The 25,927-nt window shown below is 71.3% G+C and carries 26 protein-coding genes; 15 read left to right on the top strand and 11 right to left on the bottom strand.

What is annotated here, in order from left to right; all coding sequences use genetic code 11:
* Positions 1–9: 9 nt before the first annotated feature.
* Together AC3IPY_RS12465 and AC3IPY_RS12460 are read right to left on the bottom strand one after the other, a co-directional pair.
* Positions 10–681 carry a FadR/GntR family transcriptional regulator gene (locus AC3IPY_RS12465; protein WP_489184595.1) on the bottom strand — a complete coding sequence of 224 codons (672 nt, stop codon included), beginning with the start codon at positions 679–681 and terminating at the stop codon, positions 10–12.
* Between the two features lie 40 nt (positions 682–721).
* Positions 722–2,263, bottom strand: coding sequence for an AlkA N-terminal domain-containing protein (locus AC3IPY_RS12460; RefSeq protein WP_489184594.1), 1,542 nt, complete (start codon positions 2,261–2,263; stop codon positions 722–724).
* A 75-nt stretch (positions 2,264–2,338) separates the two neighbouring features.
* On the opposite strand from AC3IPY_RS12460, the gene AC3IPY_RS12455 reads away from it, so the two are divergent.
* From AC3IPY_RS12455 to AC3IPY_RS12425, 7 genes are all read left to right on the top strand, one after another.
* Positions 2,339–3,739, top strand: a complete 1,401-nt coding sequence (locus AC3IPY_RS12455) for an FAD-binding oxidoreductase (protein ID WP_489184593.1) — start codon at positions 2,339–2,341, stop codon at positions 3,737–3,739.
* Entirely contained in the window at positions 3,736–4,887 is a 1,152-nt protein-coding gene (locus AC3IPY_RS12450; RefSeq protein ID WP_489184592.1) for a PrsW family intramembrane metalloprotease, read from the top strand. The genes AC3IPY_RS12455 and AC3IPY_RS12450 overlap by 4 nt, the downstream gene beginning before the upstream one ends.
* Before the next feature lie 92 nt (positions 4,888–4,979).
* On the top strand, positions 4,980–6,287 hold the full coding sequence (locus AC3IPY_RS12445) for a GAF domain-containing protein (protein ID WP_489184591.1): 1,308 nt from the start codon (positions 4,980–4,982) through the stop codon (positions 6,285–6,287).
* 127 nt (positions 6,288–6,414) lie between these two features.
* Positions 6,415–7,938: an acetaldehyde dehydrogenase ExaC gene (gene exaC / locus AC3IPY_RS12440; RefSeq protein ID WP_489184590.1), complete on the top strand. Its 1,524-nt coding sequence runs from the start codon at positions 6,415–6,417 to the stop codon at positions 7,936–7,938.
* Positions 7,939–7,951: 13 nt separating this feature from the next.
* Complete coding sequence (locus AC3IPY_RS12435; protein ID WP_489184589.1) at positions 7,952–8,413, top strand: DUF779 domain-containing protein; 462 nt, start codon at positions 7,952–7,954, stop codon at positions 8,411–8,413.
* A 172-nt stretch (positions 8,414–8,585) separates the two neighbouring features.
* On the top strand, positions 8,586–8,957 hold the full coding sequence (locus tag AC3IPY_RS12430) for an FKBP-type peptidyl-prolyl cis-trans isomerase (protein WP_489184588.1): 372 nt from the start codon (positions 8,586–8,588) through the stop codon (positions 8,955–8,957).
* Positions 8,958–9,055: 98 nt separating this feature from the next.
* Entirely contained in the window at positions 9,056–9,784 is a 729-nt protein-coding gene (locus AC3IPY_RS12425) for a lysoplasmalogenase (protein ID WP_489184587.1), read from the top strand.
* Here the strand turns inward: AC3IPY_RS12425 and AC3IPY_RS12420 are convergent.
* Both AC3IPY_RS12420 and AC3IPY_RS12415 read right to left on the bottom strand, forming a co-directional pair.
* Entirely contained in the window at positions 9,696–10,019 is a 324-nt protein-coding gene (locus AC3IPY_RS12420) for a protealysin inhibitor emfourin (protein WP_489184586.1), read from the bottom strand. The two genes, AC3IPY_RS12425 and AC3IPY_RS12420, sit on opposite strands and share 89 nt — an antisense overlap.
* Positions 10,020–10,046: 27 nt before the next feature.
* Positions 10,047–11,090 (bottom strand): M4 family metallopeptidase, encoded by a 1,044-nt coding sequence (locus AC3IPY_RS12415; RefSeq protein ID WP_489184585.1) that lies wholly within the window; start codon positions 11,088–11,090, stop codon positions 10,047–10,049.
* 85 nt (positions 11,091–11,175) lie between these two features.
* Between AC3IPY_RS12415 and AC3IPY_RS12410 the strand changes: the two genes are divergently transcribed.
* Together AC3IPY_RS12410 and AC3IPY_RS12405 are read left to right on the top strand one after the other, a co-directional pair.
* Positions 11,176–12,069, top strand: a complete 894-nt coding sequence (locus AC3IPY_RS12410) for a hypothetical protein (RefSeq protein ID WP_489188325.1) — start codon at positions 11,176–11,178, stop codon at positions 12,067–12,069.
* Between the two features lie 3 nt (positions 12,070–12,072).
* The gene (locus AC3IPY_RS12405; RefSeq protein WP_489184584.1) at positions 12,073–12,909 is read left to right on the top strand and encodes a CPBP family intramembrane glutamic endopeptidase; all 837 of its coding nucleotides are present in this window, start codon (positions 12,073–12,075) and stop codon (positions 12,907–12,909) included.
* 86 nt (positions 12,910–12,995) lie between these two features.
* Here AC3IPY_RS12405 and AC3IPY_RS12400 read toward each other — a convergent pair whose 3' ends face one another.
* The 4 genes from AC3IPY_RS12400 to AC3IPY_RS12385 form a co-directional block, all read right to left on the bottom strand.
* A complete protein-coding gene (locus AC3IPY_RS12400) occupies positions 12,996–13,136 on the bottom strand; it encodes a hypothetical protein (RefSeq protein WP_489184583.1) in 141 nt (46 codons plus the stop codon).
* 25 nt (positions 13,137–13,161) lie between these two features.
* On the bottom strand, positions 13,162–14,859 hold the full coding sequence (locus AC3IPY_RS12395) for an HNH endonuclease signature motif containing protein (RefSeq protein ID WP_489184582.1): 1,698 nt from the start codon (positions 14,857–14,859) through the stop codon (positions 13,162–13,164).
* Between the two features lie 268 nt (positions 14,860–15,127).
* On the bottom strand, positions 15,128–15,511 hold the full coding sequence (locus AC3IPY_RS12390) for a DUF488 domain-containing protein (protein ID WP_489184581.1): 384 nt from the start codon (positions 15,509–15,511) through the stop codon (positions 15,128–15,130).
* 14 nt (positions 15,512–15,525) lie between these two features.
* Positions 15,526–16,818, bottom strand: coding sequence for a DUF4190 domain-containing protein (locus AC3IPY_RS12385; protein ID WP_489184580.1), 1,293 nt, complete (start codon positions 16,816–16,818; stop codon positions 15,526–15,528).
* Between the two features lie 253 nt (positions 16,819–17,071).
* On the opposite strand from AC3IPY_RS12385, the gene rpsO reads away from it, so the two are divergent.
* Entirely contained in the window at positions 17,072–17,341 is a 270-nt protein-coding gene (gene rpsO, locus AC3IPY_RS12380; protein ID WP_056658110.1) for a 30S ribosomal protein S15, read from the top strand.
* Between the two features lie 132 nt (positions 17,342–17,473).
* Here the strand turns inward: rpsO and AC3IPY_RS12375 are convergent, their stop codons facing one another.
* A complete protein-coding gene (locus AC3IPY_RS12375) occupies positions 17,474–20,494 on the bottom strand; it encodes a hypothetical protein (protein ID WP_489184579.1) in 3,021 nt (1,006 codons plus the stop codon).
* A gap of 63 nt (positions 20,495–20,557) precedes the next feature.
* Between AC3IPY_RS12375 and AC3IPY_RS12370 the strand changes: the two genes are divergently transcribed.
* Complete coding sequence (locus AC3IPY_RS12370; protein WP_489184578.1) at positions 20,558–21,265, top strand: HNH endonuclease family protein; 708 nt, start codon at positions 20,558–20,560, stop codon at positions 21,263–21,265.
* Between the two features lie 26 nt (positions 21,266–21,291).
* Here AC3IPY_RS12370 and AC3IPY_RS12365 read toward each other — a convergent pair whose 3' ends face one another.
* Positions 21,292–21,843: a CGNR zinc finger domain-containing protein gene (locus AC3IPY_RS12365; protein ID WP_489184577.1), complete on the bottom strand. Its 552-nt coding sequence runs from the start codon at positions 21,841–21,843 to the stop codon at positions 21,292–21,294.
* Positions 21,844–21,968: 125 nt separating this feature from the next.
* Between AC3IPY_RS12365 and AC3IPY_RS12360 the strand changes: the two genes are divergently transcribed.
* Genes AC3IPY_RS12360 through AC3IPY_RS12350 form a run of 3 tightly spaced genes read left to right on the top strand, consistent with a single transcriptional unit; the run spans position 21,969 to position 24,487 of the window.
* Positions 21,969–22,934: an EamA family transporter gene (locus AC3IPY_RS12360; protein WP_489184576.1), complete on the top strand. Its 966-nt coding sequence runs from the start codon at positions 21,969–21,971 to the stop codon at positions 22,932–22,934.
* Between the two features lie 10 nt (positions 22,935–22,944).
* Complete coding sequence (locus AC3IPY_RS12355; RefSeq protein WP_489184575.1) at positions 22,945–23,847, top strand: LLM class flavin-dependent oxidoreductase; 903 nt, start codon at positions 22,945–22,947, stop codon at positions 23,845–23,847.
* 28 nt (positions 23,848–23,875) lie between these two features.
* Positions 23,876–24,487, top strand: coding sequence for a hypothetical protein (locus AC3IPY_RS12350; protein WP_489184574.1), 612 nt, complete (start codon positions 23,876–23,878; stop codon positions 24,485–24,487).
* Here AC3IPY_RS12350 and AC3IPY_RS12345 read toward each other — a convergent pair.
* Complete coding sequence (locus AC3IPY_RS12345) at positions 24,484–24,864, bottom strand: thioredoxin family protein (protein ID WP_489184573.1); 381 nt, start codon at positions 24,862–24,864, stop codon at positions 24,484–24,486. The genes AC3IPY_RS12350 and AC3IPY_RS12345 overlap by 4 nt on opposite strands.
* 158 nt (positions 24,865–25,022) lie before the next feature.
* On the opposite strand from AC3IPY_RS12345, the gene AC3IPY_RS12340 reads away from it, so the two are divergent.
* Entirely contained in the window at positions 25,023–25,925 is a 903-nt protein-coding gene (locus AC3IPY_RS12340) for an alpha/beta fold hydrolase (RefSeq protein ID WP_489188324.1), read from the top strand.
* The last annotated feature ends 2 nt before the right edge of the window (positions 25,926–25,927 follow it).

Here is a 25,927-nt window from a genome sequence, read left to right as displayed (position 1 = left end):
GCGCGCCGCTCAGAGCGCCGAGCGCAGCCAGTGCTCGACGCCGCTCACATGGGTCAGGGTGAGCGCGTGGGCGAGTTCGGCGTCGCCGATCGAGATCGCGTCGAGGATCGCGTGGTGCTCGTGGAGCGTGCGATCGACCGCGTTCTCCTGCGTGATGCCGCGCCACACGCGCGCGCGCACCGTGTGGCCCGAGATCGAGTCGATGAGGCTCGCGAGGTAGGCGTTGCCGGTGGCCTCGGCGATGCCGCGGTGGAACTCGAGGTCGTGCGTCACGAGCCCCTCGACATCGGTCGCGTCATCGACGCTGGCGACGACCGTGCGCAGGCGCTCGACGGTCTCGGCGTCGACGTTGCGCGCCGCGAGCGATGCGGCAGCGGGTTCGAGGATGCGCCGGACGGCGAAGATCTCGAGCACCGACTGATCGTCGTGCAGGTCGACGACGAACGACATCGCCTCGAGCAGGAGCCGGGGCTCGAGGCTCGTGACGTAGGTGCCGTCGCCGCGCCGCACGTCGAGCACGCGGATGACCTCCAGCGCCTTGACCGCCTCGCGGAGCGAGGAACGCGAGAGCCCGAGCCGGTCGCTGAGCTCCTTCTCGGGCGGGAGGCGATCGCCGGGCGCGAGCTCGCCGGTCAGGATCATCTCTTTGATCTTCAGGATCGCTTCGTCGGTGACGGCCATAGGGGAATGCTAGCGCGCAGCGTCGCAGACATCAGACCTTTCAGGCCGCGCGCCAGAGGTGCATGGACGCGTAGCTTCGCCACGGCGCCCAGCGCAGCCCGGTCGCGGCGAGTTCGCGCGGGGCGTGCGGGAGCCCGAGGTTCGCGGCGCCGTTGCGGAGCGCGAGGTCGCCGGTGAGCAGCACGTCGGGCGCGCCGGTGACCCGCATGGCGACGTACCCGGCCGTCCATGGACCGATGCCGGGGACCTCGAGCAGCTGCGACTCGAGGTCGTGACGCTCGCGATCGGCGGCGACCGCGAGCTCGCCGGCGGCGAGCCGGTTCGCCACGTCGACGATCGTGCGGATGCGCGCGGCGGGACCGCGCAGCACCTCGGCACCGTGCTCGGCGATCGCCGCGGCCGTCGGGAAGAGCACCGACGGAGCGGTCGGGTCGGGAAGCGGAACGTGCTCGCCGAGGTGGTGCGCGAGGCGCCCGAGCGCGGTGCGGGCGGCGGCGACCGAGATCTGCTGCCCGATGAGGGCTCGGAAGACGAGTTCGTGCGGGTCGAGGCATCCGGGCACCCGCATGCCGGGTACCTCGGCGACCGAGGCCGCGAGCGCCGGATCGGCGGCCAGTGCGGCATCTATGGCGATCGCATCGGCATCGAGGTCGAAGAGCCGCCGCACGCGCGCCACGAGTGGAGGGAGATCGGCGAGACCCGCGAGTCGTGCGGTCACGTGGATGCCGGGGTTGCGGTTGCCGAGGGCGTCGTCGTCGGTCGGTGCGAGCTCGATGAGCGCCGGGCCGCCCGGAAGCCGCAGCGTGCGGCGGAATCGGGGTCGGCCGTCTGGCGTCGACCAGGCCTGCTCGACCCCGGCCACGGTGCGCGCGGCGAGCCAGGCGAAGACGCCGTCGGCGTCGAAGGGAGGCCGCGCGGGAAGGCGCAGGTGCACCACGCCGGAATCGGGCAGGCCGGTCGGCGCGGGCGCCCCGCGCTCTCGTGCACGGGCCGAAGCGCGCACCTCGAGCGGGCTGCGCTCGTAGACCTCGCGGATCGTGTCGTTGAACTGCCGGATGCTGCCGAACCCCGAGGCGAAGGCCACGTCGGCGACGGGCAGCGTCGTCGAGGTGAGCAGCGTGCGGGCGGTCTGCGCGCGGTGGGCGCGGGCGAGTGCGAGCGGCCCGGCGCCGAGTTCGGCCGTGAGCACGCGCGTGAGATGCCGAGGGGTGTACCCGAGTCGCGCGGCGAGCCCCGGCACGCCCTCGCGCTCGACGAGTCCGTCGGCGATGAGGCGCATGGCGCGCGCGGCGAGGTCGTCGCGCAGATTCCATTCGGGGGAGCCGGGCACCGCATCGGGCAGGCAGCGTTTGCACGCCCGCAGCCCCGCCTCGTGCGCGGCGGCGGCGGTGAGGTAGAAGGTCACGTTCGACGGTTTCGGCGAGACCGCAGGGCAGCTCGGCCGGCAGTAGATGCCCGTCGAGTGCACGCCCGTGATGAACTGCCCGTCGAACCGCGCGTCGCGAGCCTGCATGGCGCGGTAGCGCTCGTCGAAGGCGGGGTCGGCGACGGCTGCTGCGGCGCGGGTGTCGAGGACTGGCATGCCTCAACCCTCGCACGCGCCACCGACACCCACTCGCGGAAATCGGACATCACCCGGGCCGCCTATGCTGGCGGCATGCCGCACGCCGTCCTCGCCCAGCTCATCGCCGACCTCGGGTCCGCCGTCGCCACCGAGCCGGCCGTGCTCGACGCGACCCGCGAGGACCGATCCGGGTGGAGGAGCGCCGCCGCACCGCTCGCACTCGTGCACGTGGCATCCGTCGCCGACGTCCAGGCGGTCATGCGCATCGCGCACGCCACCGGCACGCCGGTCGTCCCACGGGGCGCGGGCACGGGCCTCGCGGGCGGCGCCATCGCGAGCGCGGGGGCCATCGTGCTCGATGTCTCGCGCATGAACCGGGTGCTCGAGATCAGCGAGGCCGACGAGCTCGCGGTCGTCGAGCCGGGCGTGCTCAACGGCGACCTCAACGACCTGCTCGCGCCACGAGGCCTCTGGTTCGCGCCCGACCCGGCCAGCCGCGCGATCTCCTCGATCGGCGGCAACATCGCCACGAACGCCGGCGGCCTGCTGTGCGCGAAGTACGGCGTGACGCGCGAGTCGGTGCTCGGCCTGGCGGTCGTGCTCGCCGACGGGCGTCTGCTGCGCACCGGCCACCGCACGGTCAAGGGCGTCACCGGCTACGACCTCACCGCGCTCATGACCGGATCCGAGGGCACGCTCGGCGTCATCGTCGAGGCGACCGTGCGCCTGCGGCCGGCGGTCACCGGCGAGGTCGTCACCGTCGCGGCGATGTTCCCCGACGTCGAGGCGGCGGCCGCGGCATCCGCTGCGGTCACGGCCGCCAGGCTTCGCCCCGCGATGCTCGAGCTCATCGATGCCGCCGGGCTCGCGCGGGTCGCCGAGTACCTCGGTGCGGCGGCGCTCGAGGGCACGCCGCTCGCGACGCTCGCCCCCGGCGAGACCTTCCTGCTGGCCCAGACGGATGCCGCCGGCGCGGCCGCCGAGGCCGTCGTCATCGCCGCGATCTTCGAGCGCGCCGGCGGCCGGGTCACGACGTCGACGGACACGGCATCCGGCGACCGACTCGTCGCGATCCGCCGCACGATGCACACGGCGCTCGCCTCGCGCGGGCAGGTGCTCATCGAGGACGTGGCGGTGCCGCGGTCGCGCCTGCCCGAGATGTTCCGCGCGATCGAGCGCATCGCGGCCTCGCACGACCTCGAGATCCCGACGCTCGCGCACGCGGGCGACGGCAACCTGCACCCGAACTTCGTCTTCGACGGCGAGCCGGGCGAGGTGCCCGAGCACGTCTGGGCGGCGGCGGACGAGATGTTCCGCGAGGCCGTCGCCCTCGGCGGCACGCTCACGGGCGAGCACGGCGTCGGCGTGCTGAAGCGACGTTGGCTCGCCGACGAGCTCGGCGAGGACTCGTTCGAGCTGCAGCGCGGCATCAAGGCGCTGTTCGACCCGACCGGCATCCTGAATCCCGGCGTCATGTTCGAGGCGGCGCAGTGAGCACTCCCTTCCCGGCCCCCGCCGCATCGCCCGAGCAGCGCCCGCGCCGGCGCATCTCCAGCGAGGCCGTCTTCGGCCCGATCGGCATCGTCGTGGCCGCGCTCGTCGGCGCGGCCGTGCTCGCCTACCTCGCGTGGGCGCTCGGAACCTCGACGCTCGTCGTCGGTTCCCTGCTCGCCCTCGTACCGCTCACGATCGTGCTGCTCGCGGTGCGCTGGATCGACCGCTGGGAGCCAGAGCCGCGGTGGGCGCTCTGGTTCGCGTTCCTCTGGGGCGCCGCGGTGTCGGTCGCGATCGCGCTCGTCGTCGACACGGGCGTGCAGCTGGCGATGGCGTTCGCGATCGCGGCCGGGCCCGACGACGCCATGCAGGCCGTCGTGCAGGCGCCGCTCGTCGAGGAGGTCGCCAAGGGCCTCGGCGTGCTGCTGCTGTTCACGTTCTCGCGCAGCCACTTCGACGGCCCGGTCGACGGGCTCGTCTACGCGGCGACCGTCGCGGCCGGGTTCGCGTTCACCGAGAACATCCTCTACTTCGGCTCCTCGCTCATCGAGGGCGGCGGCGCGGCGCTCGGTGCGACCTTCGTCGTGCGGGGCCTCTTCTCGCCGTTCGCGCATGTGCTGTTCACGGCATGCACCGGCGTGGCGGTCGGCCTCGGCGCGCGTCGCACGCGGGGACCGGGCATCATCGGGTTCTTCCTCGGCGGGCTCGCCTGCGCGGTCGCGCTGCACGCGCTCTGGAACGGGTCGCTCACCTTCGCCTCCGACGCGGTCGTGCTGTACCTGCTCGTGCAGGTGCCGATCTTCATCGGCGCGATCGTGATCACGGTGCTGCTGCGTCGACAGGAGCGCATGATCACGCGCGATCGACTGCTCGAGTACGCGGCCGCAGGCTGGTTCAACCCCGACGAGGTCGAGGGCCTCGCGACCTCGGCGGGCCGCAACGCCGCGATCGCCTGGGGCAGGTCGCAGCATCCGCCCCGTACAGCGCAGGTCAGGCGATTCATCGCGGATGCCACGCGGCTGGCGTTCACCCGGCAGGCGATCATCACCGGGCGGGCCGGTCACGATGCCGCCCTCGCGCGCCGTCTCGCCGATGAGCGCGAACTGCTCGAGCGGGTGGCGGCCGACCGACGGGCGATCGCGGGCTGACGCGGCACTGCCGGACGCGCCGTCGCCCCTGCCGGATCCCGAGCGCTCGACGTAGGATTGCCGCATCCTGATTGACGGCGATCGGAGTCGGCATGCCCGTGCCGCGGTACCCGCACACGTCCGGGCTGCGTCCCGAGGCGTCCCTGCGCGATCTGCTCGAACTCGCGCAGGCGACCGCCATCGCCACCGGCACCGCGCCGCCGTCGCTCCGCCCGGTCGTGCGCGAATCGTGGGAGCGGGCGATCCGCGGCTCGATCGATCCCGATCACGCGCTGCCGCGCATCGACCTCGACGAGTTCGCGTTCCGCGACTACCGGGACTCGCATGCGCTCACGCCGGTGCTGCCCGTCATCCGGCGCCTGCTCGTCGACGGCACGGAGGACTCCGGTCTCGTCGTCGCCATCGGCGACGCGCACGGCAGGCTGCTCTGGGTCGACGGCGACGCCGCCCTCCGCCGACGCGCCGAGGACATGCTCTTCGTCGCGGGTGCCGACTGGTCGGAGGCGAGCGTCGGCACGAGCGCTCCCGGCACCGCGCTGGCCCTCGACCGCGCCGTGCAGATCCGCGGCGCCGAGCACTACAACCGCATCGTGCATCCGTGGAGCTGCACGGCGGCGCCGGTGCACGACCCCGCGACGGGCGAACTGCTCGGCGTCATCGACATCACCGGCACCGACCTCGCGGTCGCCCCGCATGCGCTCTCGCTCGTCTCGGCGACGGTCGCCGCGGTCGAGGCCGAGCTCCGCATCGCCCGCCTCGAGACGGCGGTCAAGGCGACGGTGCGTCGCGCACGGGTGCGCGCCGTCCCGACCGAGCCGGTGCCGCGCACCCGGCTGACGGTGCTCGGCGTGCGACGGCCGACGCTCGGCGCGGTCGAGTTGAGCCCGAGGCACGCCGAGATCCTCACGCTGCTCGCCTGGCATCCGGCCGGCCTCAGTGCGGCGCGGCTGGCGATCCTCCTCTCGGAGCGGGAGGTCTCGCCGGTCACCGTTCGCGCCGAGCTCGTCCGGCTCCGCCGCGTGCTCGACGCGGTCGGCGAACCGCCGATGCAATCGCGCCCGTACCGGCTCGCCCGCGAGGTCGACCTCGATGCGGCATCCGTCGCGAAGCTGCTCGCCCGCGGCTCGATCCGCCGTGCGGCCGAGCACTACGCCGGGCCGGTGCTGCCGGGCTCGGTCGCGCCGGGCATCGTCGAGATCCGCGAGGAGCTCGCGGGCAGGTTGCGGGAGTCGATGCTGTCGGATGCCGCTCCCGACCTGCTGGCTTGGTATGCCGAGCGCGATGAGAACCTCTCCGACACCGAGGTGTGGCGGGCGCTCCTGGCCGCGTTGCCGCGGCGGTCGCCCCGCCGTGCGACGGTCGTCGCCCACCTCGAGCGCCTCGAGAGAGCGCAAGGCTGAAGCACGTCGGACCATACCGCTGCAACGCACCTGCAACCCCCGCACGCGTAGCGTCACGCGTGCCCCGCAGAACCACCCGGCGGGGCGCCATGACAACGACATGACAACGACGTCACGAGGAGACACGATGACCGTGTACGCCGCGCCAGGCACCGCCGGCGCTTTGATCGAGTTCAAGCCGCGCTACGAGCACTTCATCGGCGGCGAGTGGGTGAAGCCGAAGGAGGGCGCCTACTTCGAGAACATCTCGCCCGTGAACGGACGCCCGTTCACCGAGGTCGCCCGCGGCACCGCCGCCGACATCGACGCGGCACTGGACGCCGCGCACAAGGCCGCGCCCGCGTGGGGCCGCACGAGCGCGACGAAGCGCGCCGCCGTGCTGAACGCCATCGCCGATCGCATCGACGCGAACCTGGAACTGCTCGCCGTCGCCGAGACGTGGGACAACGGCAAGTCGATCCGCGAGCCGCTGAACGCCGACCTGCCGCTCGCGAGCGACCACTTCCGGTACTTCGCGAGCCTGATCCGTGCGCAGGAGGGCAGCTTCACGCAGCTCGACGAGGACACGGTCGCGTACCACTTCCACGAGCCGCTCGGCGTGGTCGGGCAGATCATCCCGTGGAACTTCCCGCTGCTCATGGCCGTGTGGAAGCTCGCGCCGGCGCTCGCCGCGGGCAACGCCGTCGTGCTGAAGCCGGCGGAGCAGACGCCGACCTCGATCCTCGTGCTCATGGAGCTCATCGCCGACATCCTGCCGCCCGGCGTCGTGAACGTCGTCAACGGCTTCGGCGTCGAGGCGGGCAAGCCGCTCGCCTCGTCGAACCGGATCCGCAAGATCGCGTTCACGGGGGAGACCACGACCGGCCGGCTCATCCTGCAGTACGCGTCGAACAACATCATCCCCTCGACCGTGGAGCTCGGCGGCAAGAGCCCGAACCTCGTCTTCGAGTCCGTCGCCGACAAGCGCGACACGTTCTACGACAAGGCGCTCGAGGGCTTCAGCCTGTTCGCGTTCAACCAGGGCGAGGTGTGCACCTGCCCGAGCCGGTCGCTCATCCAGAAGTCGATCTACGACTCGTTCCTCGACGACGCGATCGAGCGCACGAAGCTCGCGAAGCAGGGCAACCCGCTCGACACCGAGACGCAGGTCGGCGCGCAGGCCTCGAACGACCAGCTCGAGAAGATCCTGAGCTACATCGACATCGGCAAGCAGGAGGGCGCGAAGCTGCTGCTCGGCGGCGAGCGGGCCCATCTCGGCGGCGACCTCAGCGAGGGCTACTACGTGCAGCCCACGATCTTCGAGGGGCAGAACCGCATGCGGCTCTTCCAGGAGGAGATCTTCGGTCCGGTCGTCGCCGTGACGAGCTTCACCGATTACGACGACGCGATCTCGATCGCGAACGACACCCTCTACGGGCTCGGCGCCGGCGTCTGGAGCCGCAACGGCAATGAGGCGTACCGGGCGGGCCGCGACATCCAGGCCGGTCGCGTGTGGGTCAACAATTACCACGCCTACCCCGCGGGTGCGGCGTTCGGCGGCTACAAGTCCTCCGGCATCGGACGCGAGAACAACAAGGCCGCACTCGACCACTACCAGCAGACGAAGAACCTGCTGGTCAGCTACAACGAGAACCCGCTCGGGTTCTTCTGATCCGGGTGCCGTGATGAGCGCCGATGCGCCGTTGAATGCTGATGCGCCAGGGCTCGCGTCCCTCGGCAGGATCGTCGCCTCCATCACCGTCGCGGGGGAGCGGATGCCGCGGGTGGAACTCACGCCCGCGGCATCCGACCTGCTCGCGATGCTCTGGGGCAAGTACGGTCCCCTCATGTTCCACCAGTCGGGCGGATGCTGCGACGGGAGCTCGCCCATGTGCTATCCGGCGGGCGACTTCATCACCAGCGACGCCGACGTGCTGCTGGGCGAACTGGACATCGGTGCGGATGCCGCGGGGGCGGATGCTGCGGCGCCGCGCGTCGTGCCGTTCTGGATGTCGACCGAGCAGTTCGCCTACTGGCGTCACACCTATCTCACCGTCGACGTCGTGAAGGGGCGCGGCAGCGGGTTCTCGGTGGAGGCGCCGGAGGGCGTGCGGTTCCTGATCCGCTCGCGGCTCATGGACGCGTGACCCGCGTCTCGGGCCGGCAGACGAAGAAACTCGCCGCCCTGCGGTGTGGCATTGCCGACGACTCTGCGGGACGACGAGTTTCTTAGGAGACCAGCGTGCGTCATGTTCGCAGTCAGCGCAAGAGGGGGGTGGACGCTTGTCCGGGGCGGCCGGCTCATATTGGATGGAGGACATGACTGACACGAACAGCAAGCCCGAGGTCGACGCTCCCGAGGGCCCGGCCCCCGCAGATCTCGTCATCGAGGACATCGTGGTGGGCGACGGCGCCGAGGCGACGCCCGGCTCGACGGTCGACGTGCACTACCTCGGCGTCGAGTACGACACCGGCGACGAGTTCGACTCCTCGTGGAGCCGCAACCAGTCCATCAACTTCCCGCTGCAAGCGCTCATCGCCGGCTGGCAGGAGGGCATCCCCGGCATGAAGGTCGGCGGGCGCCGCAAGCTCATCGTTCCGCCGCACAAGGCCTACGGCCCCGCCGGCGGCGGGCACCGCCTCTCGGGCCAGACCCTGATCTTCGTGATCGACCTGCTCGGCGTGAGCTGAACGACGCTGCACCGCATCACCTGAACGAGACGAAGGCCGCCGGCGGACGCCGGCGGCCTTCGTCGTGCACGCATCATCCGCTCGGCTACGATCGGCGGGTGCCGAAGACGTCCACGACCCTGCTCATGCTGAGCCCGTACCTAGCGCTCAGCGCCATCCACCTCGTGCTCCTCGAGACGGGGCCCGGCTGGGCGGTGACCGGCACGAAGGCGCTGCTCATGCCGCTGCTCGCGCTGGGCGTCGTGCTGGCATCGCGATCGGCCGGAGCGAGGGCCCCGTGGCTGCTGCTCGTGGCCCTCGGATTCTCCTGGGCGGGCGATGTCGCCCTGTCGTTCGACGGCATGTTCGTGGTGGGGCTCTGCGGGTTCCTGCTCGCGCATCTCGCGTACATCACGTTGTTCCTGCGCATGCCGCGTGATCGGAATCCGGGAGCGCGTCGCCGACCGCCGCTCTGGACGCTCGTCTACGTCGTCTGGTTCGCCGGCTTCCTCGCCCTGCTCGGCCCGCACACTGGCGTGCTGTTCGTGCCCGACGCGGTCTACGGACTCGTGCTCGGACTCATGGCGGCGTTCGCCGCCGCCCGCGGCAGGATCATGGCGATCGGCGGCGCGCTCTTCGTGGTCTCGGACTCGGTGCTCGGCCTCGGCAGATTCCTGCCGGGGTACGAGAACCCCCTGCACGACCTGACCGTGATGTCGACCTATCTCGCGGCGCAGCTGCTCATCTCGCTCGGGGTGCTCATCTCGCTCCGGGTGCCTGCCTCGCCTCGCGCTTCGGATCCGCCGTCTCCTGCACCCGATCGACCAGCTCCCGCCACGGCCCCGTGAGCTGGCGCTCGGCGAGCGTGACCTCCTCTGCCGGCTCACCCTCTGCGGGCTCGCCTTCGCACCGGATGTCCCAGGTGAACCGGTCGGGTTCCGGCGGCGCGGGTGGCACCTCGTTCCAGGGGATCTCCTCGATGAGCAGGATCCACTCGTCGGCGTCGGGCTGCTCGTCGACGCGCACGTGCCAGGTCAGCCGGATGCCGGCGATGCCGCCGCTGCGTGAGACGAAGACGTCCATAGGACGCAGGCTACTCCGATGCCCTCGTCACCGCCCCGGCACGCCGACCTCTCGCCAGCCCTCGCGCACCGCCTCGGCCTCGCGCGAACCCGTGCCGAAGCGGGTCTCGGCCTGTCGAATCGTCTCGTCGGCGAACTGCTCGAACGTGGCGTTCGGCTCCAGTCGGCCGGAGGTGAGCGTGTCGTACCAGATGCGCCCCACGCTCTCCCAGGCGAAGCCGTCGATCTGCCGGGCGGCGAGCGCGAACGCACGGTTCGGGATGCCGGAGTTCAGGTGCACGCCGCCGTTGTCTTCGACGGTCTCGATGTAGTCGCGCATGTGGGCGGGCTGCGGGTCGCGGCCCAGCACGTCGTCGTCGTAGGCGGTGCCCGGTTCGAGCATGGAACGCAGCGCGCGGCCCTCGACCTCGTCGGTGAAGATGCCCTCGCCGATGAGCCAGGTCGCAGCCCGCGCGTCCTGGCCGAGGGCGTACTGCTCGACGAGTGCTCCGAAGGCGTCGGAGACGTGCTCGTTGAGTGCGCCCGACTGGCCCTGGTAGCGCAGCCGTGCGGTGTGCTCGGTGACGCCGTGGGCCAGCTCGTGTCCGATGACGCTGAGCGAGTCGGTGAACCCGCGGAAGATCTCGCCGTCGCCGTCGCCGAACACCATGCGCTCGCCGTCCCAGAACGCGTTGTCGTAGGCCCGGCCGAAGTGCACCGTGGCCTCGAGGGGCATGCCGGCGCCGTCGATCGAGTCGCGCCCGAACACCCGGTCGAAGAGGCGGTGCGTGTCGCCGAGCCCGTCGTAGGCGTCGTCGACGGCCTCGTCGCCCGTGGCGCGTTCGCCCTCGCGCCGCACGAGCCGGCCCGGCAGCACCTCGCGGCCCTCGGCGTCGGAGATGCGGCGGTCGGGCTGCGACGGCGCGTCGGGCAGGACGCTCGGCTGATCGGGCACGTCGGGCACGATGAGCGGCAGGCGCGCCGGCGGCTCGCGGAGCAGGGCGCGCCTGGCCGCCTCGGCGGCGAGCGGGAACCGCGGTTCTGCGGCCTCGGCGATGCGGTCGAGCAGGTAGGGCGGAACGATCGTCGGCATGCGTCGATGCTCGCACCCGCCGCCGACATCTCCACGGACGGCGGGCGGCGCGGCGCGCGGACTGCGATGGCCCGAATAGGCTGGCATCGTGACATCCGCCCCTCTGCTCGGCCTCCTGCTCGACGTCGACGGCCCCATCGCGAGCCCGGTCAGCCGGTCGATCGCGATTCCGTCGATCGCCCGCGACCTCGCCGCGCTCGCGAACTCGGGCAATCCGGTGATCTTCAACACGGGTCGTTCCGACGCGTTCATCGCCGAGCAGGTCGTGCCGCCGCTGCTCGCAGCCGGCCTCGAACCCGGCGCTCCGGTGTGGGCGATCTGCGAGAAGGGCGCCGTGTGGGCCGCGATCGACCAGCGCGGCCTCGGCGAGGTCTTCGTCGACCTCGACCTCGCGATGCCCGCCGACTTCGCCGCCGACATGCGCGCCTACGTCGAGGATCATTTCGACGAGTTCGCGTTCTTCGACGACACCAAGCGTGCGATGGTCTCGGTCGAGCAGCATGTGCACGTGGCATCCGTCGACTACCTCGAGGCCCAGCCGCGCTTCGACGCCCACGCCCACGATCGTCTCGCCGCGCGTGGATTCGGCACGGTGCGGGGCGGCGACGAGCGACCGGATGCCGCGGGGCGGGTGCATTGGCGCATCGATCCCACGATCATCTCGACCGACATCGAGTCGGTGCGGCTCGGAAAAGACCTCGGCGCCGAACGCGCGGTGGCACTGCTCGACGAGCGAGGCATCCGCCCGCAGCACTGGCGCACCATGGGAGACTCGCGCGGCGACTACCGCATGGCCGACTGGCTGCACGAGCGCGGCGAACGGGTGCGGCACGTCGACGTGCGCCCCGCCGAGGGCATCCCGGCGACCGAGTACCCCGTGCTGACCGCGGGCGAGCTCATCCACGACGAGGCCGGTGCGGTGTTCCTCTCCCGCTGGGTCGAGGCCTCACGGCGCGGCTCGCTCCGCGAAGACGAGTAAGCGGTGTCCGTTCCGAGCGACGCTCTCGCGCTGCGGACGCATCCGATCGCCCTGCTGCCCGCCCTGCTCGTCTGCGGTGCCGCGGTGCTGCTGTTCGGGTTCATGATGCCGATCGCGGGGTACGCGATGCTCGCGGTCGGGCTCGTCGTCGCGTGGCTCTGCGACCGCTCGGGGCGCACCGAACGGCTACTCGCCGACCTCGCGCTCATCGCCGTGGGTCAGGTCATCATCTCGACGGTGTCGCTGAAGGCCGACCTCAGCGACGAGGGCATGGTGCGCTTCGCCGTCGTGCTCGGGCTCGCCGTGATCGTGCCGTACGTCATCTCGCGGTTCGTGTATCGCGAGCACGTGATCCGCTTTCCGTGGCGCACCGGTCGCCGTTGGAATCGCACCCAGTGGCTCTACCTGATCTTCGTCACGCTCGCGGGCTGGCTCATTCTGCCGTTCTACTTCATCACGTCTGGCGTCTACCAGAACTGGCCGACCGTGACCGAGCCCGACACGATCGCGCGCCTGTTCGTCGGCGTCGCCGCGGTCGGCACCTGGGACGAGCTCTTCTTCATCTGCACGGTCTTCGTGCTGCTGCGTCGGCATTTTCCGTCGTGGCAGGCGAACCTGCTGCAGTCGATCGTGTTCGTGTCGTTCCTGTGGGAGCTCGGCTACCAGTCGTGGGGGCCGCTGCTGACGATTCCGTTCGCGCTCATCCAGGGCTACACGTTCAAGCTCACGAAGTCGCTGCTCTACGTCTTCGTCGTGCACATGCTCTTCGACGCGGTCGTGTTCGCGGTCATCGTGTACGCGCACACGGGGTGGCCGGCGATCTTTTTGCTGGCGCCGTAGGGGCGGCCGGTTCGGCGGTCGGGCGAGCGGATGTCGCGGCATCAGCCGTGGGTCTCGTCACCGGTCAGTGTGCACAACTGCTCGGGTCATCTGCTGCTCGAGTCTCTCCTGATCAGTTCGTCACCGTCCACGCCGGGAGCAGCCGTGAGCAGTGCCGCGGTGAGTTCGATGTCGATTTCGTCGTCGGGAGCCGAATCGAGGTCGAAGCCGATATCGGGAAGGATCATGTCGTCGAGCCTGCCGTTCCGGGTCTCAGGAGCGATTCGGGGCGAAGTCTTCGGTGCGCACGATCGACGCGACCAGTGCCTCGAACTCGGCATCGACCAGCTCAGCGACCGCGAGCGGGTCAGTCGGCACCGAACCTGCCTGCACCGAATCTGCCGGGACCGAGTCTGCCGGGACCGAATCTGCCGGGAACGAATCAGTCGGCACCGAACCTGCCGGGGCCGAATAGCGCTGGATGAGTTCTGGATAACGCTGGATGAGCTCTGGCGAGGCCGGGTCGAGTGGGAGGCGATCCTCCGCTGCGCTCGGCCGAGTGGGCGGCGGCTCCGAACCTCCACCCCGCGCAACCGGTATGAACGGCCGTTCGGGCAGTGTTCGAAGGAGATGACCCGCCGGAGAGGTCCATCGCATGACACCTCCTGTTTCGTGTCGCACGCGCCATCCGCTCTCGTGTTTGAGGCGATGGTGGTGTCGGCACAAGGCGGCGAGGTTGGCGGCGTCGGTGTGGCCGCCGTGCTGCCAGGCGGTGGTGTGGTCGAGATCGGCGAGATCGGCGCGGCGTGAACAGCCCGGGAAGCGGCAGCGGCCATCGCGGACGCGGACGAATCCGGCGAGGTCGGCCGGGGCGCGGTAGGTCTCGCGGCCGTAACTGAGGATGGCGCCGGTCTCGGGGTGCACGAGCATGCGGCGCATCGAGGGTGCGTGCGCGGCGAGTCTGCGGGCGGTGTCAGCGTCGATGGGGCCGTAGCCCTCGAGCTCGGCCGGCTCGTCGGAGACGCCGAGCAGGGTCAGCACCGGCACGGTCACGTTGATGCGCGGCTGCACGGTACCGAGGAAACCGGTGGTGGTCTCGGTCGCTGGTGTTGCCGAATGCCCGGCGCCTGAACCGGCCGTCGAACCGGTGGCCGAACCGGTGGCGCGGCCGGCGGCCGAACCGGTGGCGGGGCCGGCGGCAGAGTTCGCGACTGAACCACTCGCGGAGCCGGGCGTGGTGAGCACGCCGCCGAGGAGCAGGTCGCCGGCCACGTCGACGGCGCGTTGCGGAAGGGTGCGCGCATCACCGGCCGCCGGCTCGCGTCGGGCGAGGGCGTGGAGCCGGTGCTCGATCGCGACGGCACGTTCGGCTTCGAGGAACAGGCTCAGCCAGGCCATGCCGTCGGGTGCCGGCTCGAGGCACACACGCCGCTCAGCGATCGCCCGCTCACGCCGGTCGGCGAGAGGCTCGGGGTGCAGGCGTTCACGCACCCGCCGCATGCGACGCCGCAGCTCGGCATTCGTGGACACGACGCCATCAGCAACCGCGGCCGCGGCGGCATCGAGGGCGACACGTTCGACGGCGTCGGAGACCTCGACCGGCAGCCCCTGCGTGAGTTCGAGCACGGATCGCACCTGGGCGAGCGAGAGCTGCCCGGCCTCGAGCGCGGCCAGGGTGCCCGCCCGCGCACCGGTCAGTCGTTCGGCCTCGGCGACCAGACGCGAAGCGGATGTCTCGTGCAGACCCAGCATCGTCGCGAGCTCCGCGATGAACGACCGGGTTGCGAGATCGCGCTCGGCGGGACTGCTCGCGTCGGTCACGCCCTCGACCACGGCCGCGGCCTCACGGGCGAGCTGGACATGCCGGTACTGATCGGCCTGCGCCCGCCGAATGATGCCGTCGTAGGCCGAGATCGCCTCCAGCCTGAACTGCAACACCGTGAGCGGCGGGGCGTCGATGATTGCTGGCATGTCTTCATCCAAACAGCACCCACCGACATTCCGGCCCGCATGCCCCTGCTCCGGAATCCCAGATCAATCGACGAATCTCGCACGCTTTCGCACAGCGGCGATGTCGACCCTCGGCACGATCGTGATGCCGCTGAGGCTCCAGCCCCGTACCCGGTGGACGGGGCGAACGGCGGGTCGCGACATCGACTCGCTCGGCTGCTCGAACCACTCGAGAAGTCGCGGAGCGCGTGAGCGCGTGAGGCGTGAGCGCCTGGGCGCCTGAGCGTCCCTACTCCAGGCGCTCGACCGCCGCACCGTGCTCGGCGAGCCACTCGAGCAGCACCGCCGCGTGGTTCACGTGCTCGTCGCGCGCGCCGAAGAGGAGGGTCACGCGGCCGTGCTCGCGTTCCTGCTCGTCGCCGAACGCCAGCAGCGCCTCGGCCGCCGGATTCGCGTCGAGCTCAGTGCGATATCGAGCGGCGAACTCGTCGAACCGCGACGGGTCGTGGTGCCACTCGGTGCGCAGCTCGGGCGAGGGCGCGACGTCCTTGTTCCAGGCGTCGAGCTCGGCCCACTGCCGGCTCACCCCGCGCGGCCACAACCGGTCGACGAGCATCCTGAACCCGTCGGATGCCTCTGGCTCGGCGTAGACGCGCCTGATGACGAAGGCCATGGCACGAGTCTCGTCTACCTGACTGCGGAGTGGAACTCGATCTGCCAGCCGACCGTGACGGCCCAGGTTCCGCCCTCGATCTGGTCGTCGGGGATGATGAACGCCATATTGCCGGTCGCGCTCTCGCCTGGCTGCAGGTCGGGAAGGTCGAAGAACGGCTCGGGGATCACGGCGAACTCCTCGTCGATCACCTCGGCGTCGGCCGTCTCGAACGAGACGTAGACGTCTTCCCATGGCGAGCCGGTCTCACCGGGGTCGGCAGCGTCGCCGTGGAACTCGACCGTGACCGGAAGCAGGATGTACGACGACCCGTCGGGAGCCGTCTCGTTGTACTCGTTCTCGGCCGCGATGACCGCATCGGCGTCGAGGTCGGGGGTGCCGAGGGTGATCGAATAGTAGGGCTCGCCGAGGTTCGCGACCTCGACGGTCTCGCCGATCGGGAACGGATCGGTGCGGTCGCCCGTGGCCGAACCGCCCACGATCTCGAGATCGAGGGGGGCTTCGTCATATGAGTCGTCGTACTCGTCAGAGGAGTCGTCGAAGTCATAGGCGCCGGCGGAGTCCCTGATGGCGTCCATGGACGCGGTCGTGACCAGGATCACGGACACGACGCTCATGATGATCGCGAGGACCAGTGCGAGCGCGCCGAGGATCAGGCCGGCGATGCCCTGGCCCCTGCGCCGCGAGCGCTTGGTGACGAGCGCCGCGATGCCGAGGCCGATCGCGACGAGCGCAGGGAGCCACGCGACGAAGGCCAGGAACGGGATCGCCGCGAGCACGATCGAGACGATGCCGACGATCAGGGCGGCGAGACCGAGCGCGTTGCGCGCGTCGGCCGCCGACGCCGCGGGGGTGCCGTATGGCGGGGGAGTCGCAGGGGTGCCGTATGGCGGGGGCGCTGCGGGGGCCCCGTATGGCGGAGGAGCCGCGGGGGTGCCGTATGGCGGGGGCGCCGCGGGGGCGGCGTACGCCGGAACGACCGGAGTTGCGCCCTCCGGCGACACGGTCGGCGCGGGACCGTACGGCGACGGCGACGGCGACGGCGTCGGCGCGTGGCCGTATGGCAGCTCGGTCGGCGTCCAGTAGGCGGCCGGCGGTTCGGGAACGGCCGGCGGTTCGGGAAAGGTCGGCTCGGCCGCGACCGGCTGCTCGGCCGCGCCCGGCTGTTCGGACGCGGTCGGCTCGGATGCCGTCGGCTCGGGTGCCGTCGGCTCCTCGGCGACGCCGAGCTCGGCGGGGGTCGGGATGGGCGGCGGCCCGGCGGGGTCGTTGCTGCCCTGGCCGGGCTCCTTCGGTGAATCGGACACGACGGGGTTCCCTCTCGGATGGGCGGCGGATGCTGCGACGGTATCGTATGCGGAACCTCGGCGACTCGACGGCGTCATCCACAGGCCGAGTTCGAGAACGGCCGACGCGTGCAGGGCCGGGGTTCCGCACAGGGCCGTGGCGCGGCATCCGCTCTGGTAGACTCTTCAGGTTGCCGTGAAACGGCCGCGCATCAAGAGAGCCCAGGCATCAGGCCCCGGGCAGCGCGCAACGAAGAGAAAGGGGATCCCATCTATGGCACTCGAAGCAGACGTCAAGAAGGCGATCATCGAAGAGTACGCGACCCACCCCGGTGACACTGGATCCCCCGAAGTCCAGATCGCGCTCCTCACGAAGCGAATCAAGGACCTCACCGAGCACCTGAAGGAGCACAAGCACGACCACCACTCGCGTCGTGGCCTGCTCCTCCTCGTCGGTCAGCGCCGTCGTCTCCTCGGCTACCTCGCCGATGTCGACATCAACCGCTACCGCAAGCTCATCGAGCGTCTCGGCCTGCGCCGCTAAGCGTCTTCACAGACGCGGCTCTCGAAGATTCCGCGAGCTTCTTGCGAAAGCCCCCCGCCACCCAGTGGCCGGGGGCTTTCGTCATGCCCGGGCTGTGCTCATGCGTGCGCTGTGCTCATGCCCGCGCTGTGATCATTCCCGGCCCAGTTCCTCGCGCACCTCCTCGGGCGTCCGTCCGCGGCGCGTGAGGATCAGCGCGGCGATGACCGCGACGATCGCGGCGAGCAGGGGCAGCCCGAGCGCGGGCAGCACGGGGTGATCGGGCACCATGTCGCCGCAGAGCCAGAAGAATCCGACCGTCGAGGTGAGCGCTGCGGCGGGCGCGAACCAGACGACGAGGTCGCGGAACACGCCGGGCCGGAAGGCCGCCGGAATGCGCGCGAGGCCGGCGAGGACGCCGAGCCCGCCGATGAGGATCGCGAGCAGTTCGAGCGTGAGCGTCACCGCGAAGGGCAGCGCTGCCGAGACCTGCCACGAGCGACGGACGTCCTGATCGGGGCCGACGAACGTGCCGGCCGGGAAGTCGAGCCGCACGCCGAGGTCGTCGACCGAGAGTGCGAGCGGCACGCCGTAGTCGGTGTCCTCGAACGTGACCGCGGCGACGAAGGTGCTGCCCGAGGCATCCGTCGCCTGCTCGATCGTCTCCTCGGTGCCGTGCAGATCGAGGTCCGTCACGGTCTCGTCGACCTCGCCGAACGGCACGACCGTCTCGGGCCAGTCCCGCGGCTCGTCGGCAGCCCGGGAGTCGCGCGTGATCCAACCGGCCTCGGTCGTGAGGGCCAACAGGTCGTCGGCCACGCGGAACTCGACCCTGGTCGGTGCGAACCGCATCGAGTCGAGGTCGCGCCACGACGAGGCGTAGTCCCAGTCCTCGATGAGTGCCGCCCAGCGCACGCGATCGACGATGGACCCCTGGCCGTACCCGCCCTCATCGCCCGTCGCCGCGACCGCGGCCGAACCCAGCGTGTACTCGACCACGACCTCGCGCGTACCCGACAGCACGTCGGTCAGCTTCGTATGCATGAGCAGGGTGTCGCGCACCTGCTCGGTCGCGAACGGCACGTCGTCGCCGTCGATGCGCACCGCGTCGACATGGAGGTCGAGCGACTGGCCCTCGACCTCGTTGCGCCACTGGTCGGCGAACTGCGGCACGCGGCTGCCCGAGTCGTCGAAGGCGACGTCGAACCGTTCGGTGACACGCAGCACCGCCAGGCCGTCGTCGGCGCGCGAGAGTTCGCCGACGATGTCGGCGGACTCGACGGTCGTCCAGAGCGTGCCGGGCAGGTCCTGGTCGTAGGCGGCCGTGCGGATGCCTCGTTCGTACGGGTTCGGCACGAGTGCGATCATCGCGATCATGCCGGGAAGCAGCAGCAGGGATGCCCCGATCACGAGCAGGCGGGGCCAGGTGAGGTACCCGGGGGAGCGCCACCTGCGAGCGGCGGATGCGTCGCCGAGCTCGCCGTCGAGCATCGTCGCCACGCGTCGCCCGGTCGGCCTCGGCTCGGCGCCGAGCACGGCATAGGCGAGTGCCGCGTCGTTCGACGGGCCGCGTTCGAACAGAAGGGTGCGCTCGGCGAAGACCTCGACGCCGAGCAGGTGCTGCTTCAGCAACGCTCCCCGGCGGGTGAGCGGGCGCGACGACCAGGCGATCCACATGACGATCGCGGCGATCACCGTCGAGGCGAGGACGAAGGCGACGGGCCACCACACGATCGCGAGCTTCGCCTGGTGCGAGAGTTGGCGCACGAGCCCCCACTGCACGAGCACGAGGGCGGGGGAACCGGCGAGGAAGGCGTCGCGGACGAACCCGGCCGGCACACGGCGCAGGCCGTCGGCCACGACCGTGCGTCGATCGGCGCCGAACCAGTACCGCGAGAGGGCGCGGGGGAGGTCGCCGCCCCGGCCGGCGCGGCGCGCGACCCGGCCGGCGCGCACCCGGGCCGCGCGGGCGTCGGCGGCGCGAGCCTTCCACCGGGGGATGCCGGCGAGCGCCTCGCCGAGCTCGAGGGTGCGCGGCGCCCCGAGCACGTGCGCGGCGATGCCGGGTGTCACGTCGGGCGGGTCGTTCCTGGCGATGAACCATGGCCGGCCGCGGGCGTCGGCCCAGGCCACGGTGCGGGCGGCGAACGCGAACAGCAGCGCGATCGCGAGCAGCACGAGCGGAACCAGCGGCCCGAAGGACTGCAGAACGAACAGCGGCGAGGGCTGCGGCATCGCGAACGTGCCGGAATCGAAGCTCATCGTGAACCAGGCCTGCGCGTGCGGCGGGATGTTCTGGTCGTTCGTCATGCGGTAGGTGGACTCGCCCGGCGCACCGTCGGCCTCGGGCTCGAGCCATTCGCCGCCGCCGACGAGCGTCCACGCGATGCTGCCGCGGGGCTGGCGGATGAGCCGGTCGGCCAGGTCGTCGGGCAGCGTGATCGCGACGTCGAGCCCGGTGAAGGCCTGGGGCCACGACGGGCCGAAGACGTCCCACTGGAGGAGGTCGACGGTGGCGCCGGTCGCCTCGTCGACCGTGACGTAGGCGAGGTCCTGCATGCGATACCGCAGCTCGAACCCGTGATCGCCGGTGAGCGGCTCGCCGGCGTCGATCGTGACCGTCAGCTGCGTCGCACTGCGACTCGTGCGAACCTCGACTGGCTCCCCGTCGAGCGTCGCCGAGATCGCCGAAGGGTCGAGCGAATGCCCTTCGTACTCGGTCGCGAGCACCCGCTGGATTCCGGTCGCGTCGACGTCGTCGGGGAAGTACGCGTCGATCCGCTCCTCGACCTCGGCGCGGAGCCGACCAGGCCTGTCGCCGTCGGCGTCCCGCTCGATGCGGTACTCGGCGGCGAACCGCTTCGCGATCCAGTCGTCGGTCGCGTGCGAGGCCGACGACGTGATGTCGTCGAGCGTCATCGGCGGATTGATCACCGGTCCCACGAGCAGGAACACGCCGCCCGCGGCGACCACGGCCCAGAACAGTCGGATGCCGCGACGCAGCCCCCTGCCCCCGTGCGAGCGCAGCCACGCCTCGAGCCCGAGCAGCCACCCCGAGAGCAGCGACCACAGGGGGGTGTGCCGCGGGCGGTCGTCGCGGATCGCGTCGTCGGGCAGGGCGGTCGGTTCGACGCCGGTGACGGACTGCTCGTCTCGGCTGCGGCGGCGGGTCACCCGCCTGATTCTAGAGGCGGGCCGCGGTCATCCGGTGCGCGCGGCGCACGAGAGAATGAGCGGATGCCCCGTCGCCGACGTTCCCGCCGCGTCTCCCTGCCCGTGCTGCTCCTGATCGTCCTCGCGGCCGCCGCCTGGGTGTACGTGTACGGGCCGGAGGGCGACGGGTGGACGGCCGACGGGGCACCGGCCGAGCCCGCGGCATCCGGCCCCGTGGCACCCCTCGACCCCGACCTCGCGCGTCTCGTGGTCGCCGGGCCGTCGTCGAAACCGACGTACGACCGCGACCTGTTCGGCGAGGCGTGGCTCGATGTCGACCGCAACGGATGCGACACCCGCAACGACGTGCTCATCCGCGACCTCGTCGATGTGCGGTTCCGCGCCGACAGCGCGAGCTGCATCGTGCGCACGGGAACGCTGCACGATCCGTACACGGACACGGTCATCTCGTTCGTGCGCGGGCCCGACACCTCGCAGGCCGTGCAGATCGACCACGTCGTTCCGCTGTCGTACGCGTGGCGGCACGGGGCGTCGACGTGGTCGACCGACGAGCGCGAGGCGTTCGCGAACGACCCCGCCAACCTGTCGGCGGTCGACGGCCCCGCGAACCAGGCGAAGTCGGACTCCGGCCCCGCCGGGTGGATGCCTCCGGCCGACGCATACGCCTGCACGTACGTCGACCGGTTCGCGGCCGTGCTCCTCGACTACGGGCTCACGGTCTCGCCGGAGGACTTCGAGGTCATCGCCCGGGTCGACGCGGACTGCGGCTGAGCGAGGCGCGTCGGTCGACGGCCCGGCTACTCCGCGTCGACGCGCGCCCGGTACGCCCGCACGGCCATGCGGTTGCCGCATCGCGTCGTGCAGAACCGGCGCGAGCCGTTCTTCGAGAGGTCGACGTAGAGGCTCTCGCAGTCGTCGGCGTCGCAGACGCGCAGGCGGTCGGTCTGGTCGGCGCGGATGACGTCGACGAAGGCCATCGCCGCCTCGACGAGGATGCGCGTGGCGAGCGGCTCGTCGTTCGCGGTCGCGTGGATATGCCAGTCGAGGTCGTCGTGGCGCACGAGCCGGGGGAGCGCCTCGGCGTCGGCGAGGAGCTCGTTGACGGCGTCGGCGGCCTCGTCGCGGTCGAGCATCCAGAGCGTACGGAGCCGTTCGCGAGCGTCACGCACCTCGGCGAGTTCGCGGGCATCGCGGTCGTGCCGCCCCGAGTAGCGCCAGTGGCTGATCAGGGCGTTCAGCTGGGCGATCGTGGCCAGCTCGTCCTCGCCCGAGTCCGAGGCTTCGGGCACCGTGTCGGTGAGCGCCGCGACGAAGGCGAGCGCGGACTCCGTGTCATGGGTGAAAAACATTTGACTCCTGACCGATCCCACGAGTACTGTCACGAGCATAACGAGTTTCGGGCATGACGGGGTTCCGACTCGCGAGCAGACGGAACGGTGTCGGAATGCGGGCTTCACGCGGCATCCTCGGAATCATGCTGGGCCTCGGGTCCGGTCTCGCGTTCGGCGCGGGCGGCGCGATCGTGAAGCCCCTGCTCGAGTCGGGCTGGTCGCCGGGTGCCGCCGTGTTCTTCCGCGTGCTCGTCGGTGCGCTCCTGCTGCTCGTACCCGGACTCATGGCCCTGAAGTTCGACCTGCGTCCGCTCTGGCGCGCGAAGTGGACCGTGCTCGTCTACTCGGTCATCGCGGTCGCGGGCGTGCAGCTGGCGTTCTACATGTCGATCGCCCGAATCCCCGTGAGCACGGCGCTGCTCATCGAGTACCTCGCGCCGGTCGCGCTCGTCGCCTTCGCGTGGACGCGCACCCGGCACATGCCGCAGATCGTCGTGCTCGCCGGTTCGGTCGTGGCCGTCACGGGCCTCGTGCTCGTCATCGGGCCCGCAGGCGGCGGCGCGCTGGACCCGGTCGGCATCGCCTTCGCCGCGGTGGCGATGATCGGCGTCGCCGTCTACTACGTGCTCGGCGAGAGGACCGACACGGGCATTCCGCCGATCGCGCTCGCCGCGGTCGGACTGTTCATCGGATGCCTCGTGCTCGGCCTCTCGCTCGTCATCGGCGTCGTGCCGTTCGAGGCCCACTTCGGCGAGGTCGCGTTCTTCGGCACCATGGCGCCGTGGTGGCTGCCGGTGCTCACGGTCGGCGCGCTCTCGACGGCGTTCGCCTACGTCTCGGGCATCATGGCGATCCAGATCCTCGGCACGCGGCTGGCCTCGTTCCTCGGGCTCTCGGAGGTGGTCTTCGCGGGCATCGTCGCGTGGGTGCTGCTCGGCGAGGCCATCGGCCCGGTGCAGCTGCTCGGCGGCCTGCTGATCCTCGGCGGCATCGTGCTCGTGCGCTTCGAGCGACCGGCGGCGGGGGTCGAACCGCTCGTGGAGCGCGACGCGCAGTTCGGCGCCGAGCCGATACCGGCGGAACTGCAGCAGGACCGATCCCCGATCTAGACTCGCGACCATGCGCTTCGGAATCTGCATCCTCCCCCAGGCCGACTGGCCGCAGGCCGCCGAGCTCTGGCGCGGTGCCGAGCAGTACGGGTTCGACCACGCCTGGACCTACGACCACCTCTCGTGGCGCGACCTCGCCGGCGAACGCTGGCACGCGACCGTGCCGACGCTCACCGCCGCCGCCATGGTCACCGAGCGCATCCGGCTCGGCACCTTCGTCGCCTCGCCGAACTACCGTCATCCGGTGCCGTTCGCGAAGGACATCGCGACCGTCGACCAGATCGCCGGCGGGCGCGTGCTGCTCGGCATCGGCTCGGGCGGCACCGGGTGGGATGCGACCGTGCTCGGCGAGCGCGAGCTGTCGCCCCGCGAGCGCTTCGAGCGGTTCGCCGAGTTCACCGAGGCCCTCGATGAGCTGCTGCGGTTCGAGGATCCATCGCTCGCGGCATCCGAGGCTCCCGGCATCTCCTACGACGGCGAGTGGTACCGGGCGGTGAACGCCCGCATGGTCGGCGCCCCGGCACAGGCCCCGCGGATGCCGCTGCACATCGCCGCCGACGGCCCCAAGGCCATGGCGCTCGCCGTGCGCCTCGGCGACGGCTGGGTGACCACGGCCGGGTCCGTCGACGACACCGAGGAGTGGTGGGCGTACGCGGACGAGCTGTCGCGCCGCTTCGAAGACGCCTGCGCCGTAGCCGGACGCGACGCCGCGGCCGTGCCGCGCACGCTGCTGCTCGACTCGTCGGCGCGATACTCGCTCACGAGCGTCGGAGCCTTCGAGGACGCGGTCGGCCGCGCGGCCGAGCTCGGCTTCACCGACGTCGTCGCGCACTGGCCGCGCGAGCACGGCATCTACGCGGGCGACCGTGCGGTGCTCGACGAGGTCGCGTCGCGGCTTCCGGCGCTGCGCTGAGCCTGTGTCGCTGCGCTAGCCTGATCCGATGCCCGCACCTCGCTCCAAGCCGCTCCTCGCCTGGGAACCGCTGCCCTACCTCGTGCTCATCGGGCTGCTGATGTTCACCGGGCTGGTGCGCCCGACCTCGTCGCCGTGGATCTTCTGGCCGTTCACCGCGCTGCTCGTGGCGACGCTCGCATGGCTCGTCGTGGGGCTCATGCGCGGCCGCCGCGACGCATCGAACCCCGATCGGTGGGGCGACCTGTCGAGCCTCGACGGCATCGAGGTGCTCGACGCGCCGCGGCGCGCCCGCGAGGTGCGCACGGTGCTGCCGGTGGCCGACGTGCGGCGGCATCAGACGGCCATCGACCTCGCCCGCATCCATGGCGGCGCCGAGCAGCACGCGGTGCTCGTGCCGAGGGCGAGCCGGTGGCTCTCGCGCCGGTACCGGGTGGGCGTGCAGCTGGTCGGCGGCGATCGCCCGCGTCACGCGGGATTCATCGCGGATGCCGCGACCGAGCCGTGGCTCGAGCGGCTCGACCGGCTTCGGGGCGACGGCGTCTACGTGCGCGTGCCGGCGCTCATCACGGGCGAGTCGCGCCCGTTCGGCGTCGACCTCGACGTGAGCGGCCTCGAAGCCGCCCTGTCGGCGTCTTAGGAGTCCACCGACGCGGTCGCCTGCTCGGCCGCGATCTGCTCGCGCACCTTCTGCATGTCGAGGTCGCGCACCTGCGAGACGAGGTCGTCGAAGACGGGGCGGGGCAGAGCGCCGGCCTGCGCGAACACGCCGATGCCGTCCTTGAAGGCCATGATCGTGGGGATCGACGTGATGTTCATCGCGGCGGCGAGCTGCTGCTGGTCCTCGGTGTCGACCTTGGCGAAGACGAGGTCGGGGTTCGCCTCGGACGCGGCTTCGTAGTTGGGCGCGAACTGCATGCACGGGCCGCACCAGCCGGCCCAGAAGTCGACGAAGACGGTGCCGCCCTCGAGGATCGTCTTCTCGAAGGTCTCCAGGGTCAGTGCGACGGTAGCCATGGTTCCAGCGTACGGTCTCGTGCTCCACACGCGCCCCGTGTTCGCCCTGAGCGACCTGTGCGGCGCGTTATCGTGAACGGGTGACGGGAATCGACGATCGGCGCGGGGTGTTCCGTCGGCGCCCGGGCGACGCGACATTCCGTGCCACGCCGGCGGGGATCGTCGGCCCGCCGCCCCCCGACTGGCAGCGCGACGCCGAGTCGCTCGATGCGGCCATCCCCGACATCGACTGGCAGCGCCTGCCGGAGGGTGCCGAGCGCAGCGTGTTCGACGCGCCGAGCGGGCCCATCGCCACCATCGCCATGGGGCCGGCCGACGGTCAGCGCGTCGTGCTCATCCCGGGGGCCACGGGGTCGAAGGAGGACTTCGTGCTCATGCTGCCGCTGCTCGCCGATGCGGGCTACCGGGTCGAGTCGTTCGACCTGGCCGGCCAGTACGAGTCCAGCGAAGCCGGCCCGTGGCGACTCGATCCGCCTCGGGCGCGGTACGACGAGCGGCTCTTCCTCGACGACGTGCTCTCGGTGCTCGACTCGGGTTCGGGCCGCGCGCATGTGCTCGGCTACAGCTTCGCGGGCACGGTCGCCCAACTCGCGCTCATCGCGCGGCCCGACCGGTTCGCGAGCCTCGCACTGCTGAGCTGCCCGCCCGAGGTCGGGCAGGCGTTCCGCACCGTGAAGCGCATCGGGCCGCTGTCCGGCTACACGAACCCGCGCCAGGGCGCGGCGCTCATGCTGTGGGGCATCCGCAACAACCTGAACCGGGTGCCGCCCGGCCGGCTCGCGTTCGTGCGCGAGCGGTTCGCGCTCACCCGACGCCAGAGCGTCGACGACATCATCGCGCTCATGATGAAGACGCCCGACCTGCGCGCCGAGGTGGCCGCCTCGCCCGTGCCGAAGCTCGTCGCGGTCGGCGCGCACGACCTCTGGCCGCTCGAGCGCCACGAGGCATTCGGGCGGGCGATCGGCGCCGAGGTCGCGGTGTACTCGACCGGGCACTCGCCGTGCGAGACGGCGCCGCACCAGCTCGTGCGCGACCTGCTCGCGCTCTACGCGCGGAGCTGAGC

The organism is Agromyces sp. GL_144 (assembly GCF_057834305.1).
The sequence above is the reverse complement of the archived record's forward strand: the minus strand, read 5'-3'. Positions and strand labels throughout refer to the sequence as shown.

Coding starts and splice junctions, on each gene's coding strand:
- AC3IPY_RS12465 (WP_489184595.1), bottom strand. CDS start 681: ATGGCCGTCACCGACGAAGCGATCCTGAAGATCAAAGAGATGATCCTG.
- AC3IPY_RS12460 (WP_489184594.1), bottom strand. CDS start 2,263: ATGCCAGTCCTCGACACCCGCGCCGCAGCAGCCGTCGCCGACCCCGCC.
- AC3IPY_RS12455 (WP_489184593.1), top strand. CDS start 2,339: ATGCCGCACGCCGTCCTCGCCCAGCTCATCGCCGACCTCGGGTCCGCC.
- AC3IPY_RS12445 (WP_489184591.1), top strand. CDS start 4,980: ATGCCCGTGCCGCGGTACCCGCACACGTCCGGGCTGCGTCCCGAGGCG.
- exaC (WP_489184590.1), top strand. CDS start 6,415: ATGACCGTGTACGCCGCGCCAGGCACCGCCGGCGCTTTGATCGAGTTC.
- AC3IPY_RS12435 (WP_489184589.1), top strand. CDS start 7,952: ATGAGCGCCGATGCGCCGTTGAATGCTGATGCGCCAGGGCTCGCGTCC.
- AC3IPY_RS12430 (WP_489184588.1), top strand. CDS start 8,586: ATGACTGACACGAACAGCAAGCCCGAGGTCGACGCTCCCGAGGGCCCG.
- AC3IPY_RS12420 (WP_489184586.1), bottom strand. CDS start 10,019: ATGGACGTCTTCGTCTCACGCAGCGGCGGCATCGCCGGCATCCGGCTG.
- AC3IPY_RS12415 (WP_489184585.1), bottom strand. CDS start 11,090: ATGCCGACGATCGTTCCGCCCTACCTGCTCGACCGCATCGCCGAGGCC.
- AC3IPY_RS12400 (WP_489184583.1), bottom strand. CDS start 13,136: ATGATCCTTCCCGATATCGGCTTCGACCTCGATTCGGCTCCCGACGAC.
- AC3IPY_RS12395 (WP_489184582.1), bottom strand. CDS start 14,859: ATGCCAGCAATCATCGACGCCCCGCCGCTCACGGTGTTGCAGTTCAGG.
- AC3IPY_RS12390 (WP_489184581.1), bottom strand. CDS start 15,511: ATGGCCTTCGTCATCAGGCGCGTCTACGCCGAGCCAGAGGCATCCGAC.
- rpsO (WP_056658110.1), top strand. CDS start 17,072: ATGGCACTCGAAGCAGACGTCAAGAAGGCGATCATCGAAGAGTACGCG.
- AC3IPY_RS12370 (WP_489184578.1), top strand. CDS start 20,558: ATGCCCCGTCGCCGACGTTCCCGCCGCGTCTCCCTGCCCGTGCTGCTC.
- AC3IPY_RS12365 (WP_489184577.1), bottom strand. CDS start 21,843: ATGTTTTTCACCCATGACACGGAGTCCGCGCTCGCCTTCGTCGCGGCG.
- AC3IPY_RS12360 (WP_489184576.1), top strand. CDS start 21,969: ATGCTGGGCCTCGGGTCCGGTCTCGCGTTCGGCGCGGGCGGCGCGATC.
- AC3IPY_RS12355 (WP_489184575.1), top strand. CDS start 22,945: ATGCGCTTCGGAATCTGCATCCTCCCCCAGGCCGACTGGCCGCAGGCC.
- AC3IPY_RS12350 (WP_489184574.1), top strand. CDS start 23,876: ATGCCCGCACCTCGCTCCAAGCCGCTCCTCGCCTGGGAACCGCTGCCC.
- AC3IPY_RS12345 (WP_489184573.1), bottom strand. CDS start 24,864: ATGGCTACCGTCGCACTGACCCTGGAGACCTTCGAGAAGACGATCCTC.